Origin of the sequence: Pseudomonas sp. CBZ-4 (assembly GCF_000346755.1) — a bacterium.
Taxonomy (GTDB): domain Bacteria; phylum Pseudomonadota; class Gammaproteobacteria; order Pseudomonadales; family Pseudomonadaceae; genus Aquipseudomonas.
On the sequence record NZ_ANNV01000063.1, the window covers coordinates 13,984 to 27,728 of the forward strand.

A 13,745-nucleotide genomic window follows, 5' to 3' on the forward strand; every position below is an offset into this window, starting at 1 on the left:
TGGGAAGACTAAATGGTGGAGCCGGGGGGATTTGAACCCCCGTCCGCCAGTACTCCGCTGTCGGTACTACATGCGTAGCCGTTTCTATTAAGTTAACCCTCAGCGACCCGAAGGGCAGGGTGCTTTGGGCGAGTTGTGTAAGTTTTAGCCGCTTCGTCCACAACGTACTGCACGGCGATTCTGTTCTATATGACAATCACTTTGGGTTTACAGACATCCCCTGGTGATTGCTGGACCCGAAGGTACCAGAAGCTCAGGGCTAAGGCTGCTTACGCAGCGAGAGCGAATTCCTGGCCGTAGTTTTCGTCATTGGCAACTATAAGAAGTTGCAACAGTGGATTTACGAGTTCTGTTACCAACTCGGCATGCACCTAAAGTTTCGCAACCGGCGTCGAATCCTAAACGGCCCCGTGCTTGTAACTCGTTGTTTCATAGTGAGTGACAAGCCTGTGCAGTGTACGCCAAACCGTCACGGAAGGCCAACCCGAAGGTTGGCCTCGAGCGGGTGAGGCGCCTATTGGCCGCCTTTCTCGCTGTTCTGCAGATCCTGCAGGGCCTTGGAGGTGATCTCGATGCACTTTTTGTCATCACCTGCGGCATGGGCAGCCTTGGCCGACGCGACGGCTGTGTCGATCTCGCCACTTTTGCCAGTGCTGTCGGTGGCGAGTGTCGCTTTACCGTCGTTGATTTTGTTGAGATTGATCTCGCACAGGTCTTTGTCACCGGCAGCGAAAACGGGGGAGGCCAGCATCGCAGCGGTGATGAACAAGCCAGCAAGAGCGGAACGCTTCATAGGGTATCTCCTTGCGCAAAAGGGCTCGACGCTGCTGGCGTTCACGGGCTGCCAGCGACATCACTGAGGGGCCTCGTTCGCCGAGGCCTATGCAGATGACTGCGTGGGCGCGCAGGGGTTCGGTTTTTTTGCTGGCTCAGTGGGCGCGGGCCTGGGTGACGCGGTCCACGAGGTAGACCAGCCCGTGGTAATCAATGCCGCCATGCTGGCTCAGGCCGATTTCGCAGGTGCGGCTGGTGGAGATGCCTTCGCTGCAATATTGCACGGCGTCCTTGAGGGAGCGCAGTGAGTGGGCGTTGAGTTGCGGCGTGGTAAAGCCTTTGTCGCCGGCAAAGCCGCAGCAATGGATTCCTTCCGGGATGACCACGGTTTTTGCGCAGCGTCGGGCCAGGTCGATCAGGGCCTGGCTTTCGCCCAGGTGTTGGGTGCTGCAGGTCACGTGGACGGCGATGGGGGCTTCCTGCGGTGTGAAGTCGAGGCGATCCATCAGGTGGGTGCGGATGAAACGCACGGGGTCGTAAAGGTCCAGGCGTGTGTTGCCCAGGTCTTGCACTAGGCGCAAGGTGCAGGGGCTGGTGTCGCAATAGATCGGGTCCAGGCCGCCACGGCTGGCGTGGAGCAGCGCGCCGATCAGTTCCTGGCGCTTGTGTTCGGCTTGTTCGGCATAGCCTTTTGAGGCGAAGGGCTGGCCGCAGCAGAGGTTGTCCTGGTTGTCGGGGGAGACGACTTGATAGCCGGCCTTTTCCAGCAAGCCACGGGTTTTGTCGTACAGCGACATCTGCTCTTTATCCCCAGCTGCCGGGCCCATGGCGCGTGAGACGCAGGCGGCCAGGTAGACCACGCGTGGCCGCTCGTCGGTCACGGGAGGGCTGAAACGGATGGCTTTTTCCGGTTGCGGCATGGCGTTGGACCACTGCGGGATCTGCCCCTTGGACAGTTTGGTGACCGTGGCTGACAGCTTCGCCAGGCGAGGCGCGCCCAAGAGCATCCGTGCGCCATTGGCTACGTGCAAGGTGAAGCGTGCGCCTTGCAGTGCGGTGGAGAAATGGGTGGCCAACCATTCAGCGGTTTTCGTACGGTCGGCGTCGCGGCTACGCAGCTTTTTCACCAGGTCGCCGGTGTTGATTCCTACAGGGCAGCGCTGGGCGCATAGACCGGTGGCGGCGCACGTCTCGATGCCTTGGTAGTGATAGGCCGCTTCCAGTTCGCTGGTGTCGATGCCGGCGCGTTGTTTCGCCTGGATGTCGCGCCAGATCACAATGCGCTGGCGCGGGCTTAGCGTCAGCCCTTTGGACGGGCACACCGGCTCGCAAAACCCGCACTCGATGCACTTATCCACAAGCTCGTCGGCGGCGGGCAGCGGCTTGAGGTGTTTGAGGTGGATTTGCGGGTCCTCGCTGAGGACCACGTCCGGGTTGAGGATGCCGTTGGGGTCGAGCAGGCGCTTGAGTTGCCACATCAGCTGATAGGCATCGCTGCCCCATTCCAGCTCGACAAACGGCGCCATGTTGCGGCCGGTGCCGTGTTCGGCCTTCAGCGAACCGCCGAACTCCACGGCCACCAACTGTGCCACGTCATCCATGAACGCCTGGTAGCGTGTGACTTCTTGCGCGCTGTTGAAGCCTTGGGTGAACACAAAGTGCAGATTGCCTTCCAGGGCGTGTCCGAAAAGGATGGCTTCGTCGTAGTGATGTTTGTCGAACAGTTCGATCAAGCGGTTTACACCGATGGCCAGTTGTTCGACTGGGAAGGTCACGTCCTCGATGATCACCGTGGTGCCGGTTTTACGCACGGCGCCGACGGCCGGGAAGGTGTCTTTGCGGATGGCCCACAGGCGCGCGTTTTCCAGCGGGTCTTCAGTGAAGTCGACCTGTTTTTCTACTGGAAACGCCGCCAGTGACGCCATGATCAGTGCCAGTTGTTCCTGCAGTAGCGATGACGACGCGGCGCGGGATTCGATCAGCAGTGCGCAGGCGTTTTCCGACAGGTGCTGTACGAATGCGGGCATGCCGGGTTTGTTCTGCACCGAACGCATACTGCGCCGATCCAGCAGCTCGACGGCGGAGACTGGTTGGGTTTTCAGCACTGTCACTGCGTTGCAGCACGTCTCGACGTCCGGGAACACAATCAGTGCGGAGGCTTTGTTCGGGTGGTCGATCACCGTGTCGTAGGTCACGGCGCTGATAAACCCCAGGGTGCCCTCGGAGCCCACCAGCAGGTGGCTGAGGATGTCCAGCGGGTCATCGAAATCCACCAGGGCGTTGAGGGACAGGCCGGTGGTGTTTTTCAGACGGTATTTGTGGCGGATCTTGGCCGCCAATTCAGTATTTGCCCGCGTCTCGTGACCGAGTGTCGCCAGGCGTTCAAGCAGTGGACCCTGCTGTTCACGAAAGGCCGCAACGCTGGCCGCATCTTCGGTATCCAGACGGCTGCCGTCAGCCAATACCAGGCGGATACCCGCGAGGGTGTGGTAGGTGTTTTGCGCCGTGCCGCAGCACATGCCGCTGGCGTTGTTGGCGACGATGCCGCCAATTTTGCAGGCGTTGATCGACGCCGGGTCCGGGCCGATCTTGCGTCCGAATGGCGCTAGCCACGCGTTGGCCTGGGCGCCGATGACGCCGGGTTGCAGGCGGATCTGCGTGCCTTGCCCGCGAATTTCGCGGCCGTTCCAGTTATCACCCAGGACGATCAGCACGGAGTCGCTGATCGCTTGCCCAGACAGGCTGGTGCCGGCTGCGCGGAAGGTCACGGGCACGCGGTCGCGCTGGGCCAGTTGCAGCAGGGCGACGACTTCGTCTTCTGACTCCACGCGGATAACCAACTGTGGGATCAATCGGTAAAAGCTGGCGTCGGTGCCGAATGCGAGGGTGGAAAGCGGGTCGTCGAAGCGCCGATCGTTCGGGATCAGGTGTGCGACGTCGTGCAGGAAAGCAGCAGGCAGGCTCATCGGTCCTCCAGAAATAGCTGACGCCGGAATCGTGGTCCGGCGTCGATTCTTACTCTATTGCGTGCAGGCCTTAGTGCACCAGCATACCGGTGAACCAGTAGGCCTGGGCCAGGGTGATCAGGCCGACGATGGTGGCAAAGAACAGGCTGTGCTTGAGCGTGAAGCGGAACAGGTCCGATTCCTTGCCGACCAGGCCGGTGGCTGCGCAGGCCACGGCGATCGATTGCGGCGAGATCATCTTGCCGGTCACGCCGCCGCTGGTGTTTGCCGCGACCAGCAGGGTGTCATTGACGCCGATCTGGTGCGCAGTGGTGGCTTGCAGCGAGCTGAACAGGGCGTTGGACGAGGTGTCCGAGCCTGTCAGGAAAACCCCCAGCCAGCCGAGGAAAGGCGAGAAGAACGGGAAGGCTGCGCCCGTGCCGGCCAATACCAGCGCCATGGTGGACGACATGCCGGAGTAGTTGGTGACGAAGGCGAAGGCCAGCACCATGCCGATGGACAGGATCGGCCAGCGCAGCTCGTAGAAGGTTTCTTTTAAAGTGGTCAGACCAGTTTTGATGTCGATTTTCAGCACCAGCATCGAGATCAGCGCCGAGAAGAAAATCGCTGTACCGGTCGCGGAGATCGGGTCCAGTTTGAACACGGCTGGAATCGCGGTCGGGTTGGTCACGATCGGGGCCACCTTGACCACCAGTTGGTCCAGGTGCGGGATCGCGAAGTTGAACACCCAGCTGTACATCGAGCCGCCAGCGGCGAACATGGCCTTGAACGGCTTGAGGGTCCAGATGGTGACCAGCACGGTCAGGATCAAGAACGGCGACCAGGCCTTGAAAATTTCCCCCAGGCTGTAAGGCGATGCCACGGTGCTGCGCGGCAGACCGAAGCCGCCGGCACTGGCGGTCACGGCGGCGCTGGTGGTCGCGCCGGCAATCTGTGCGCCTGCGGTGCGCTTGGGTTGCCAGACTTTCAGGAACAGGGTCAGGGAGATCAGGCTGGCCAGGGCCGAGGTGATGTCCGGCAGTTCCGGGCCGATGAAGTTGGACGTGAAGTACTGCGTGATGGCGAAGCTCAGGCCCGCGACCAGTGCGGCCGGCCAGGTTTCACGCACGCCGCGCAGGCCGTCCATCATGAACACCAGCCAGAACGGTACGAACAGCGACAGCAGCGGCAGTTGGCGGCCGGTCATGGCGCCAATCTTGAACGCGTCGATGCCGGTTACTTGGCCAGCAACGATGATCGGGATGCCCAGGGCGCCGAACGCCACTGGTGCGGTGTTGGCGATCAGGCACAGGCCGGCGGCGTACAACGGGTTGAAACCCAGGCCCACCAACAGCGCGGCGGTGATGGCCACGGGGGCGCCAAAGCCGGCAGCACCTTCGAGGAAGGCGCCGAAGCAGAAGCCAATCAACAATACTTGCAGGCGTTGGTCGTCAGTGATCGACAGGACCGAACTGCGGATGACTTCGAACTGGCCGCTCTTGACGGTCAATTTGTAGAGGAATACGGCAGCGACGATGATCCACGCGATGGGCCACAGGCCGTAGGCAAAACCGTAGCCGGCGGCGGCGAGCGCCATGTCCACGGGCATCTGGAAGGCAAAGATCGCCACCAGGATCGAAAGGGCCAGGGTGATACTGCCGGCCACGTGGCCTTTGAGGCGGAACACGGCCAGGGCCAGAAAGAAGAATACGATGGGAATAACGGCGGCCAGTGCGGACAGGCCGAGGCTGCCGAGAGGGCTGTAGAGCTGTTGCCAGGTTTGCATATGGGGTGGCCCCTAATTGTTGTTGGTCATGCATTTTTTTGTTAGCTTGGTTAATTGGTAATACCAATTTACAATCGCTGTTGGCTAGGTTAAGAGTCTTCGGGGTGGTGTGTCAATTTGCCGCCCGCGAAACTTTGGTCGTAGGTCGGTGGGTGAGGGGATCTGATCGGCTAAATCCAGGGTGCTCTGATAGGTGCTGCAAGCGCTGCGATAGGCGAGAATAGAGGGCCCGGCGAGTGGTCGGGATGGTGGAGAGTGAGTTATGGGGTTTGATCAGGTGCGTCAGCGCCGTTTGTCCGACGATATTGTCGAGCAGCTTGAGGGCATGATCCTCGAGGGCACGCTGAAGTCGGGCGAGCGCTTGCCGGCCGAGCGCGCACTGGCGGAGCAGTTTGGTGTGTCGCGCCCGTCGTTGCGTGAGGCGATCCAGAAGCTGGCGGCCAAGGGCTTGCTGGTCAGTCGCCAGGGCGGGGGGAACTACGTTGTTGATTCGTTGGGGTCTACGTTCAGCGATCCGTTGCTGCACCTGTTGGAAAACAATCCCGAGGCGCAACGTGATCTGTTGGAGTTTCGCCAGACCCTTGAAGCGTCATGCGCCTATTACGCGGCGTTGCGTGCCACCGAGGTTGATCGTGAACGGCTGACTGCGGCGTTTGAGGCGCTGCAGGATTGCTATACGCGTGTCGATGAGGTCAGTCGCGCGGAAGAAGGCGCGGCAGATGCGAGCTTTCACCTGGCGATTGCCGAGGCCAGTCATAACGCCGTGTTGCTGCATACCATTCGTGGGCTGTTCGATTTGCTCAAGCGCAATGTGGTGACCAATATCGGTGGCATGTATCAACAGCGTACGGAAACCCGCGACATGCTGATCAATCAGCACCGGGATTTGTACCTGGCGATTATCGAAGGGCGGGCGGAGGAGGCGCGCGAAGTCTCCACACGTCATTTGCAGTATGTGCAGGAAGTCTTGGAGGAAGTGCGTCAGGAGGTTCAGCGTGTGGCGCGGGCAGAGCGGCGCAAAGGCATGTAGCCAAGGGTGACTCACCCAAGGCTACAGCGCGGCAAGGACTATTCTTCCTTGCCTTTGTTGCGCACGGCGCGGTGCAGCTCGCGATTGGAGTCGCGTTCGCGCTCGGTATCGCGTTTGTCGTATTCCTTCTTGCCCTTGCCCAGTGCGATTTCGCACTTGACCAGGTGCTTGCTCCAGTACCAGGACAGGCAGACGCAGGCATAGCCTTTCTGCTGTACGGCAGCGGCGAGCTTTTCCAGTTCGCGCGCATTGAGCAATAGCTTGCGTGTGCGCACCGGGTCGGCAATCACGTGGGTGCTCGCGGTGGTCAGCGGGGTGATATGACTGCCCAGCAGCCACGCCTCGCCATCCTTGAGCAGCACGTAGCTGTCAACCAGTTGCAGCTTGCTGGCACGCAGACTCTTTACTTCCCAGCCGGCCAGGACCAAGCCAGCCTCGAACCGATGTTCGATGAAGTAATCGTGTCGCGCCTTTTTGTTTTGCGCGATGGTCCCTGTGGGGTGTTTCTTTTGTTTAGCCATAGGGGCGGCATTATAGGGAGTTGCGAGCGTGTCGGCTACGGTCAACCTGCGTGCTTGAGCGTGTTGGATGAATCCCGGACAATACGGGCAGTTCTTTGGTTTTTTTCTCTCGCGGATCGGCCTGTTGTTTCGCGATGTTTGCCTCAGCAGTGGAAATAACGCTCACATGACGACGCACATTCAACGTTCGGCCCTGCTGCCCTATCCGGCGCAGGCGCTCTATGACCTGGTCAACGACGTGGCGCGTTACCCGGAATTCTTGCCGTGGTGTTCGGCCGCCGAGGTGCTGGAGAGCAGTGATGAACACATGGTGGCCAGTGTCGGCGTGGCGAAGGGCGGGATTGGCCAGCACTTTGTTACGCGCAATGTCCTGGTGCCTGGGAAGTCCATCGAAATGAATCTGCAGGAAGGGCCGTTTACCCAGCTTCACGGTGTGTGGGTATTCAAGGCGTTGACTGACAAGGCGTGCAAGATCAGCCTGGATCTTTCCTTTGATTACGCGGGGCCGCTTGTGCGCGCGACGTTGGGTCCTTTGTTCAATCAGGCGGCCAATACCCTGGTGGACGCGTTCTGCCAGCGTGCCAAGCAACTGCATGGTTGAGATTGAAGTGGTGTACGCCGCCGAGGATCGCCAGGTCTTGCGAGTGGTGGCGGTGCCGTCGGGCACCAGCCTGCGGGCGGCGGTGCAGGCATCGGGGATCGCGGCGCAGTTTCCTGAAGTGGTGCTGGCGGAATGCCCGTTGGGGATATTTGGCAAGGTGGTTGCGGACCCTGAGGTTCGGGCTGTGCAAGCGGGAGATCGGATTGAGATCTATCGGCCCTTGCTGGCGGACCCAAAGGAGGTGCGTCGGTTGCGTGCTGCCAAGGCAGCGTTGGCCAGGCAGCAGAATTCCTAGGCTTGCCAAATGGCAGGCAACAAAAAGCCCGGCATGCCGGGCTTTTTGTTGAGCGCCGCAAACTTACTGCGGGCTGGTGTCCAGAGGCTGCGGCGTCGGAACTGGAACAGTTTCCACGCCGTCGACGTCTTTCTGGATCTTGTCGAGCAGGGAGCCCGGCTTGGCCGGTACTTCGGACTTCGGCTTCTCGCCTTCCTGCGCTGGCGCAGTCGGGGTGGTGCCGTTGTCCTTGCCGAGCAAGGCTTCATCACGGCTTACACCGGGCATGAAGTCGCCGGACAGGCTCACAAGCTGGTCATTGCCATTAAAAATGACGCTGACGCGTTCCTGTTGGCGTTCACCGCCACCAGGCTGGATGCTGTAGAGATAATCCCAGCGATCAGCATGGAAAGTGTCGGTCAGCAGGGGGTTGCCCATGATAAACCGTACTTGCCGTCGGGTCATTCCCGGGCGTAACTGGTCTATCATGTCCTGCGTGACGACATTGCCCTGCTGGATGTCGATTTTGTAAACCCCGGGGAATGAACAACCGGCGAGTGCGAGCAGTCCCACAAAGGTGAAACTGGTTAGCAAGAGCTTGGTGTTTTGCATCGGTGGGCGACTTCCACTATCTTGGCTGGGACAACGTAAACGCCGATCATACCCGTATTAAGAGAAGCTGCGAAGCAGCATCCGCGAGAAAGCTAACCATGGTTGAAAATAGCGAACTACGCAAAGCCGGTCTTAAAGTGACTCTGCCACGAGTCAAGATTCTACAAATGCTCGATTCTGCTGAGCAGCGCCACATGAGTGCCGAAGATGTCTACAAGGCGCTGATGGACTCAAACGAAGACGTTGGCCTGGCCACGGTTTACCGTGTACTGACCCAGTTTGAGGCCGCAGGGCTGGTGGTTCGTCACAATTTCGACGGTGGCCATGCGGTGTTTGAATTGGCTGACGGTGGTCATCACGACCATATGGTTGACCTGGATACCAATGAGGTTATCGAGTTCACCAGCCCGGAAATCGAAAGGCTCCAGCACAAAATTGCTGAGGAGCATGGCTTCGATCTGGTTGACCACAATCTCGTGTTGTACATCCGTAAGAAAAAGTAAAAACAGCGCAGATTTGCCCTGTGAAACGATCGAAGGCGACCCTAGGGTCGCCTTCGTGCTTTCTATAAAAGGTGAAAATCGCAGATCAGGCTTTTGACGCCACCACCATTTTCTTCGCATGCGCCAAAGACTCTTTGGTCAGGTCGATGCCGCCGAGCATCCGCGCCACTTCTTCCACGCGTTCCGATTTATTCAGCTTGGACACGGCCGTGTGCGTCGCATCGCTGCCGCGCACTTTATGTACAAACAGGTGTTGATGCCCCTGGGCCGCTACTTGTGGCAAGTGAGTGACCGTCAGTACCTGGCCGCGATCCCCCAGGCGACGTAGCAGTTGGCCGACAATTTCCGCTGTCGGCCCGCCAATGCCCACGTCCACTTCGTCGAATACCAGCGTTGGTACGCGAGACGTTTGCGCCGTAATGACCTGGATCGCCAGGCTGATCCGCGACAACTCGCCGCCGGACGCCACTTTTGCCAGTGCCTTGAGCGGTTGCCCAGGGTTGGCGCTGACCAGCAGCTCTACCTGTTCGAGGCCGTGAGGTTGCAGTTCATTGTTGGTATTGGCCCGCAGCTCAATGGTGAAGCGTCCGCCAGGCATGCCCAGTCGCTGGATTTCCTGTTCCACGGCGCTGGCGAGGCTGCTGGCGGCCTGTTGTCGCAGATCGCTCAGCTCTCGTGCCTTCTCTTGGTAGTGTCGGGCAAAAGCAGCAAGCTCATCGGCAAGGCGTTCAATGGATTCGTCGTTGGCGTTCAGGGTTTCGATTTCATCCAGCAGCTTTTGCTGCATCGTCGCCACTTCGGTGGGTTGGATTCGATGTTTGCGCGCCAGGGTATAGATAGTGTCCAGGCGCTCTTCGATTTCCTGTAGTCGCGCTGGGTCGGCATCGAAGTGGTCCAGAAAGCGATTCAGTTCGCCAACGGCTTCCTCGACCTGGATCTGCGCGCTGGTCAGCAGGGTGGTCGCTTCGTTCAGCGAGCCGGACGCATTGTTCACGCTGGACAGACGATTGAGGCTGGCGGTCAGCGCGTTGAGTACATTGCCCGAATCGCTCTCGCTGCATTGCTCGACCACCTGGCGGCAAATGCCCAGCAGGGTTTCGGCGTTGGTGAGGTTCTTGTGTTCCTGCTCAAGTTGCTCCAGTTCGGTTTCGCCCAGACCCAGGCTTTCGAGTTCTTCGAGTTGATAGCTGAGCAATTGGTGGCGAGCGCGCTGCTCGTCACCGGAATTGGACAGGCGTTCCAGTTCCTGGCGCGTCTGGCGCCAGCGCTGGGCGGCCAACTGGACTTGGCGCGCAAGGTCGGTGGCGCCGGCGTACTCGTCGAGCAGGCGGCGGTGAGTGTCGGTTTTCAGCAGGGACTGGTGTTCGTGCTGGCTGTGGATGTCGATCAGCAGCTCGCCCAGGGCTTTCAAATCGCCAAGGGGGCAGGGCGTGCCGTTGATGTAGCCGCGGGAGCGGCCTTCGGCGGTGATGACCCGGCGCAGGATGCACGGGCCGTCGTTATTCAGGTCGCGTTCGGCGAGCCAGGCTTCGGCTTCTGGGATATCCGCCAGGTCGAAGGTCGCCAGGATGTCGGCCTTGTCGGCGCCTGGGCGCACAACGCCGCTGTCGGCGCGGTCGCCGAGGGTAAGGCCCAGGGCGTCGAGCATGATCGACTTGCCGGCGCCGGTTTCGCCTGTGATTACGCTCATCCCGCGATCCAGTTCGAGATCCAGGTGTTCAACGATGGCGTAGTTATGTACAGACAGGTGCACGAGCATGACGGCCGCTCCCAGGCGTTAGGTCTGGTTATTTATACAGTGTTTTGTTCTGGGCTGACAATCCTGACGCTTAGCTCGATTTGCTTGAATGGCTTATTTTTTTAGCGCAATCAGGAATGACCGTGGCGGAATTGATCCGGGACACACGAAAGACTTTTGGTAATGCTCGCGCCCTTGAACCTGGAAATTGTGGCCCCATATACCGGAACAGAAGCGCGAGTTGAGTTCGCGCATGATTTTGAAAGGAGAAAACTATGGCTGACGAACAGACGCAGGATACGCAAACTCCAGACGCTAATGCGGCTGCCGGCGATGACATGGCAACTCGTGTGCAAGTGCTCGAAGAGCAATTGGCCGCTGCGAATGATCAGGCTTTGCGTGTTGCCGCCGATCTGCAGAACGTCCGCCGCCGTGCCGAGCAGGATGTAGAAAAGGCCCACAAGTTCGCACTGGAAAAATTCGCCGGTGACTTGCTGCCGATCATCGACAGCCTGGAACGTGGCCTGGAGTTGTCCAACGCGGACGACGAAAACATCCGCCCAATGCGCGAAGGGATCGAGCTGACCCTGAAAATGTTCCAGGACACCCTGAAGCGTTATCAGCTGGAAGCCATTGATCCACAAGGCGGCGAGCCGTTCAACGCTGAGCATCACCAGGCCATGGCCATGCAGGAAAGCCATGATCTTGAGCCGAACAGCGTGCTGAAAGTGTTCCAGAAGGGTTATCTGCTCAACGGTCGCTTGTTGCGCCCGGCAATGGTGGTGGTGAGCAAGGCTCCTGCACCTGTTGCACCTTCTATTGATGAGCAGGCTTGAAATCCGCCGCAAGGCCCCCATTTATAAGTCAAGCGTTTAAGTGCTACCGCAGTTAGCCACCACTGCTGCGGCAACCAAATTCAAGTTTCGGGAGAGTAAATCATGGGCAAAATTATCGGTATCGACCTGGGGACCACCAACTCGTGTGTCTCCGTTATGGAAAACGGTAAAGCTAAAGTTATCGAAAACGCCGAAGGCGCGCGTACTACGCCGTCGATCATTGCTTACGCCAATGACGGTGAGATCCTGGTTGGTCAGTCGGCCAAGCGCCAGGCTGTAACCAACCCGCACAACACCCTGTACGCAGTAAAGCGTCTGATCGGTCGTAAGTTCGACGAAGAAGTCGTACAGAAAGACATCAAGATGGTTCCGTACAAAATCGCCAAGGCTGACAACGGTGACGCCTGGGTTGAAGTGAACGGCAATAAAATGTCGGCTCCACAGATCTCGGCTGAAGTCTTGAAAAAGATGAAGAAGACTGCCGAAGACTACCTGGGTGAGCCAGTGACCGAGGCGGTGATCACCGTTCCGGCCTACTTCAACGACAGCCAGCGCCAGGCGACCAAAGACGCCGGCCGCATCGCGGGCCTGGAAGTAAAACGTATCATCAACGAACCAACCGCAGCTGCTCTGGCTTACGGTATGGACAAGGCCAAAGGCGACCACACCGTGATCGTTTATGACCTGGGTGGTGGTACTTTCGACGTCTCCGTAATCGAGATCGCTGAAGTTGACGGCGAGCACCAGTTCGAAGTGTTGGCCACCAACGGCGACACCTTCCTGGGTGGTGAAGACTTTGACATTCGTCTGATCGACTACCTCGTCGACGAATTCAAGAAAGAAAGCGGCATGAACCTCAAGGGTGACCCGCTGGCGATGCAGCGCCTGAAAGAAGCTGCTGAAAAGGCCAAGATCGAACTGTCGTCCAGCAATGCGACCGACGTGAACCTGCCGTACATCACTGCAGACGCCACCGGTCCTAAGCACTTGAACGTGAAGATTTCTCGCGCCAAGTTGGAATCGCTGGTTGAAGACCTGGTTCAGCGCACCATCGAACCTTGCCGCATTGCTCTGAAAGACGCCGGTATCGACGTTGGCGCGATCAACGACGTGATCCTGGTGGGCGGTCAGACCCGTATGCCACTGGTTCAGCAGAAGGTCACCGAGTTCTTCGGCAAGGAAGCACGTAAAGACGTGAATCCGGACGAAGCGGTTGCCATGGGTGCTGCTATCCAGGGCGCGGTATTGGCCGGCGACGTGAAAGACGTGCTGCTGCTGGACGTCAGCCCGCTGACCCTGGGTATCGAAACCATGGGCGGCGTGATGACCGCGCTGATCGAGAAAAACACCACGATTCCTACCAAGAAATCGCAAGTGTTCTCGACTGCCGATGACAACCAGGGCGCTGTGACCATTCACGTGCTGCAAGGTGAGCGCAAACAGGCTGCTCAGAACAAGTCCCTGGGCAAGTTCGACCTGGCCGAGATTCCACCAGCACCACGTGGCGTGCCACAGATCGAAGTGACCTTCGACATCGATGCCAACGGCATCCTGCATGTCGGCGCGAAAGACAAGGCGACTGGCAAAGAGCAGAAGATCACGATCAAGGCCAGCTCCGGTCTGACTGATGAAGAAATTCAACAGATGGTTCGTGATGGTGAAGCCAACGCTGCCAAGGATGAGGAGTTTGTAGCGTTGGCCGCTGCTCGCAACCAAGGTGATGCCCTGGTTCACTCGACGCGCAAAATGGTTGCTGATGCAGGCGACAAAGTGACTGCCGAAGAGAAGACCGCAATCGAAGCTGCCGTGGTTGCCCTGGAAGCCGCTGTCAAAGGCGACGACAAGGCTGCCATCGATGCCAAGGTTGAGGAGCTGTCGAAAGTCTCCGCGCCGGTTGCTCAGAAAATGTACGCCGAACAACAGGCTCAGCCTGAGGGCGGCGCGCAACAGGCAGAGCCTGAAGCCAAGCACGACGACGTTGTCGATGCCGAGTTCGAAGAAGTCAAAGACCAGAAGTAAGTTGGTCGCCCGGTTGACCGCTATCAAGCGGTGACTGGTAGGATGTCGCCGCGCGGGAGCTTGCTCCCGCGTTGGCGTGTCTGGGGTATACGAATTTTTACAGCAT

12 protein-coding genes and 1 other RNA gene are annotated in these 13,745 nt (G+C 59.0%); 6 read left to right on the plus strand and 7 right to left on the minus strand.

Annotation, left to right across the window (positions count from 1 at the left end; genetic code table 11):
• Window positions 1-13: 13 nt before the first annotated feature.
• From ssrA to B348_RS0107555, 4 genes are all read right to left on the minus strand, one after another.
• Window positions 14-410, minus strand: a transfer-messenger RNA (tmRNA) gene (ssrA, locus tag B348_RS1000000130750).
• Window positions 411-514: 104 nt separating this feature from the next.
• A complete protein-coding gene (locus tag B348_RS0107545; RefSeq protein WP_017735529.1) occupies window positions 515-793 on the minus strand; it encodes a hypothetical protein in 279 nt (92 codons plus the stop codon).
• 136 nt (window positions 794-929) lie between these two features.
• Window positions 930-3,740 (minus strand): FAD-binding and (Fe-S)-binding domain-containing protein, encoded by a 2,811-nt coding sequence (locus tag B348_RS0107550; RefSeq protein WP_017735530.1) that lies wholly within the window; start codon window positions 3,738-3,740, stop codon window positions 930-932.
• A gap of 70 nt (window positions 3,741-3,810) precedes the next feature.
• Window positions 3,811-5,505 (minus strand): lactate permease LctP family transporter, encoded by a 1,695-nt coding sequence (locus B348_RS0107555; RefSeq protein WP_017735531.1) that lies wholly within the window; start codon window positions 5,503-5,505, stop codon window positions 3,811-3,813.
• A 262-nt stretch (window positions 5,506-5,767) separates the two neighbouring features.
• Here B348_RS0107555 and B348_RS0107560 point away from each other — a divergent pair, with 262 nt between their 5' ends.
• Window positions 5,768-6,535 carry a GntR family transcriptional regulator gene (locus B348_RS0107560; RefSeq protein WP_017735532.1) on the plus strand — a complete coding sequence of 256 codons (768 nt, stop codon included), beginning with the start codon at window positions 5,768-5,770 and terminating at the stop codon, window positions 6,533-6,535.
• Window positions 6,536-6,573: 38 nt separating this feature from the next.
• On the opposite strand, the gene smpB is transcribed toward B348_RS0107560, so the two are convergent.
• Entirely contained in the window at window positions 6,574-7,056 is a 483-nt protein-coding gene (smpB, locus tag B348_RS0107565) for an SsrA-binding protein SmpB (protein ID WP_014719962.1), read from the minus strand.
• 166 nt (window positions 7,057-7,222) lie between these two features.
• Here smpB and B348_RS0107570 point away from each other — a divergent pair, with 166 nt between their 5' ends.
• On the plus strand, window positions 7,223-7,657 hold the full coding sequence (locus B348_RS0107570) for a type II toxin-antitoxin system RatA family toxin (protein WP_017735533.1): 435 nt from the start codon (window positions 7,223-7,225) through the stop codon (window positions 7,655-7,657).
• On the plus strand, window positions 7,650-7,952 hold the full coding sequence (locus B348_RS0107575) for an RnfH family protein (RefSeq protein WP_017735534.1): 303 nt from the start codon (window positions 7,650-7,652) through the stop codon (window positions 7,950-7,952). The genes B348_RS0107570 and B348_RS0107575 overlap by 8 nt, the downstream gene beginning before the upstream one ends.
• A gap of 63 nt (window positions 7,953-8,015) precedes the next feature.
• On the opposite strand, the gene B348_RS0107580 is transcribed toward B348_RS0107575, so the two are convergent.
• Window positions 8,016-8,543 carry an outer membrane protein assembly factor BamE gene (locus B348_RS0107580; protein WP_017735535.1) on the minus strand — a complete coding sequence of 176 codons (528 nt, stop codon included), beginning with the start codon at window positions 8,541-8,543 and terminating at the stop codon, window positions 8,016-8,018.
• Window positions 8,544-8,641: 98 nt separating this feature from the next.
• On the opposite strand from B348_RS0107580, the gene fur reads away from it, so the two are divergent.
• Complete coding sequence (gene fur, locus B348_RS0107585; RefSeq protein ID WP_026136635.1) at window positions 8,642-9,046, plus strand: ferric iron uptake transcriptional regulator; 405 nt, start codon at window positions 8,642-8,644, stop codon at window positions 9,044-9,046.
• An 85-nt stretch (window positions 9,047-9,131) separates the two neighbouring features.
• Here fur and recN read toward each other — a convergent pair whose 3' ends face one another.
• The gene (gene recN, locus B348_RS0107590; protein WP_017735537.1) at window positions 9,132-10,805 is read right to left on the minus strand and encodes a DNA repair protein RecN; all 1,674 of its coding nucleotides are present in this window, start codon (window positions 10,803-10,805) and stop codon (window positions 9,132-9,134) included.
• Window positions 10,806-11,059: 254 nt separating this feature from the next.
• On the opposite strand from recN, the gene grpE reads away from it, so the two are divergent.
• Window positions 11,060-11,620 (plus strand): nucleotide exchange factor GrpE, encoded by a 561-nt coding sequence (grpE, locus tag B348_RS0107595; RefSeq protein WP_017735538.1) that lies wholly within the window; start codon window positions 11,060-11,062, stop codon window positions 11,618-11,620.
• Between the two features lie 102 nt (window positions 11,621-11,722).
• Window positions 11,723-13,639, plus strand: a complete 1,917-nt coding sequence (gene dnaK / locus B348_RS0107600) for a molecular chaperone DnaK (protein WP_017735539.1) — start codon at window positions 11,723-11,725, stop codon at window positions 13,637-13,639.
• The last annotated feature ends 106 nt before the right edge of the window (window positions 13,640-13,745 follow it).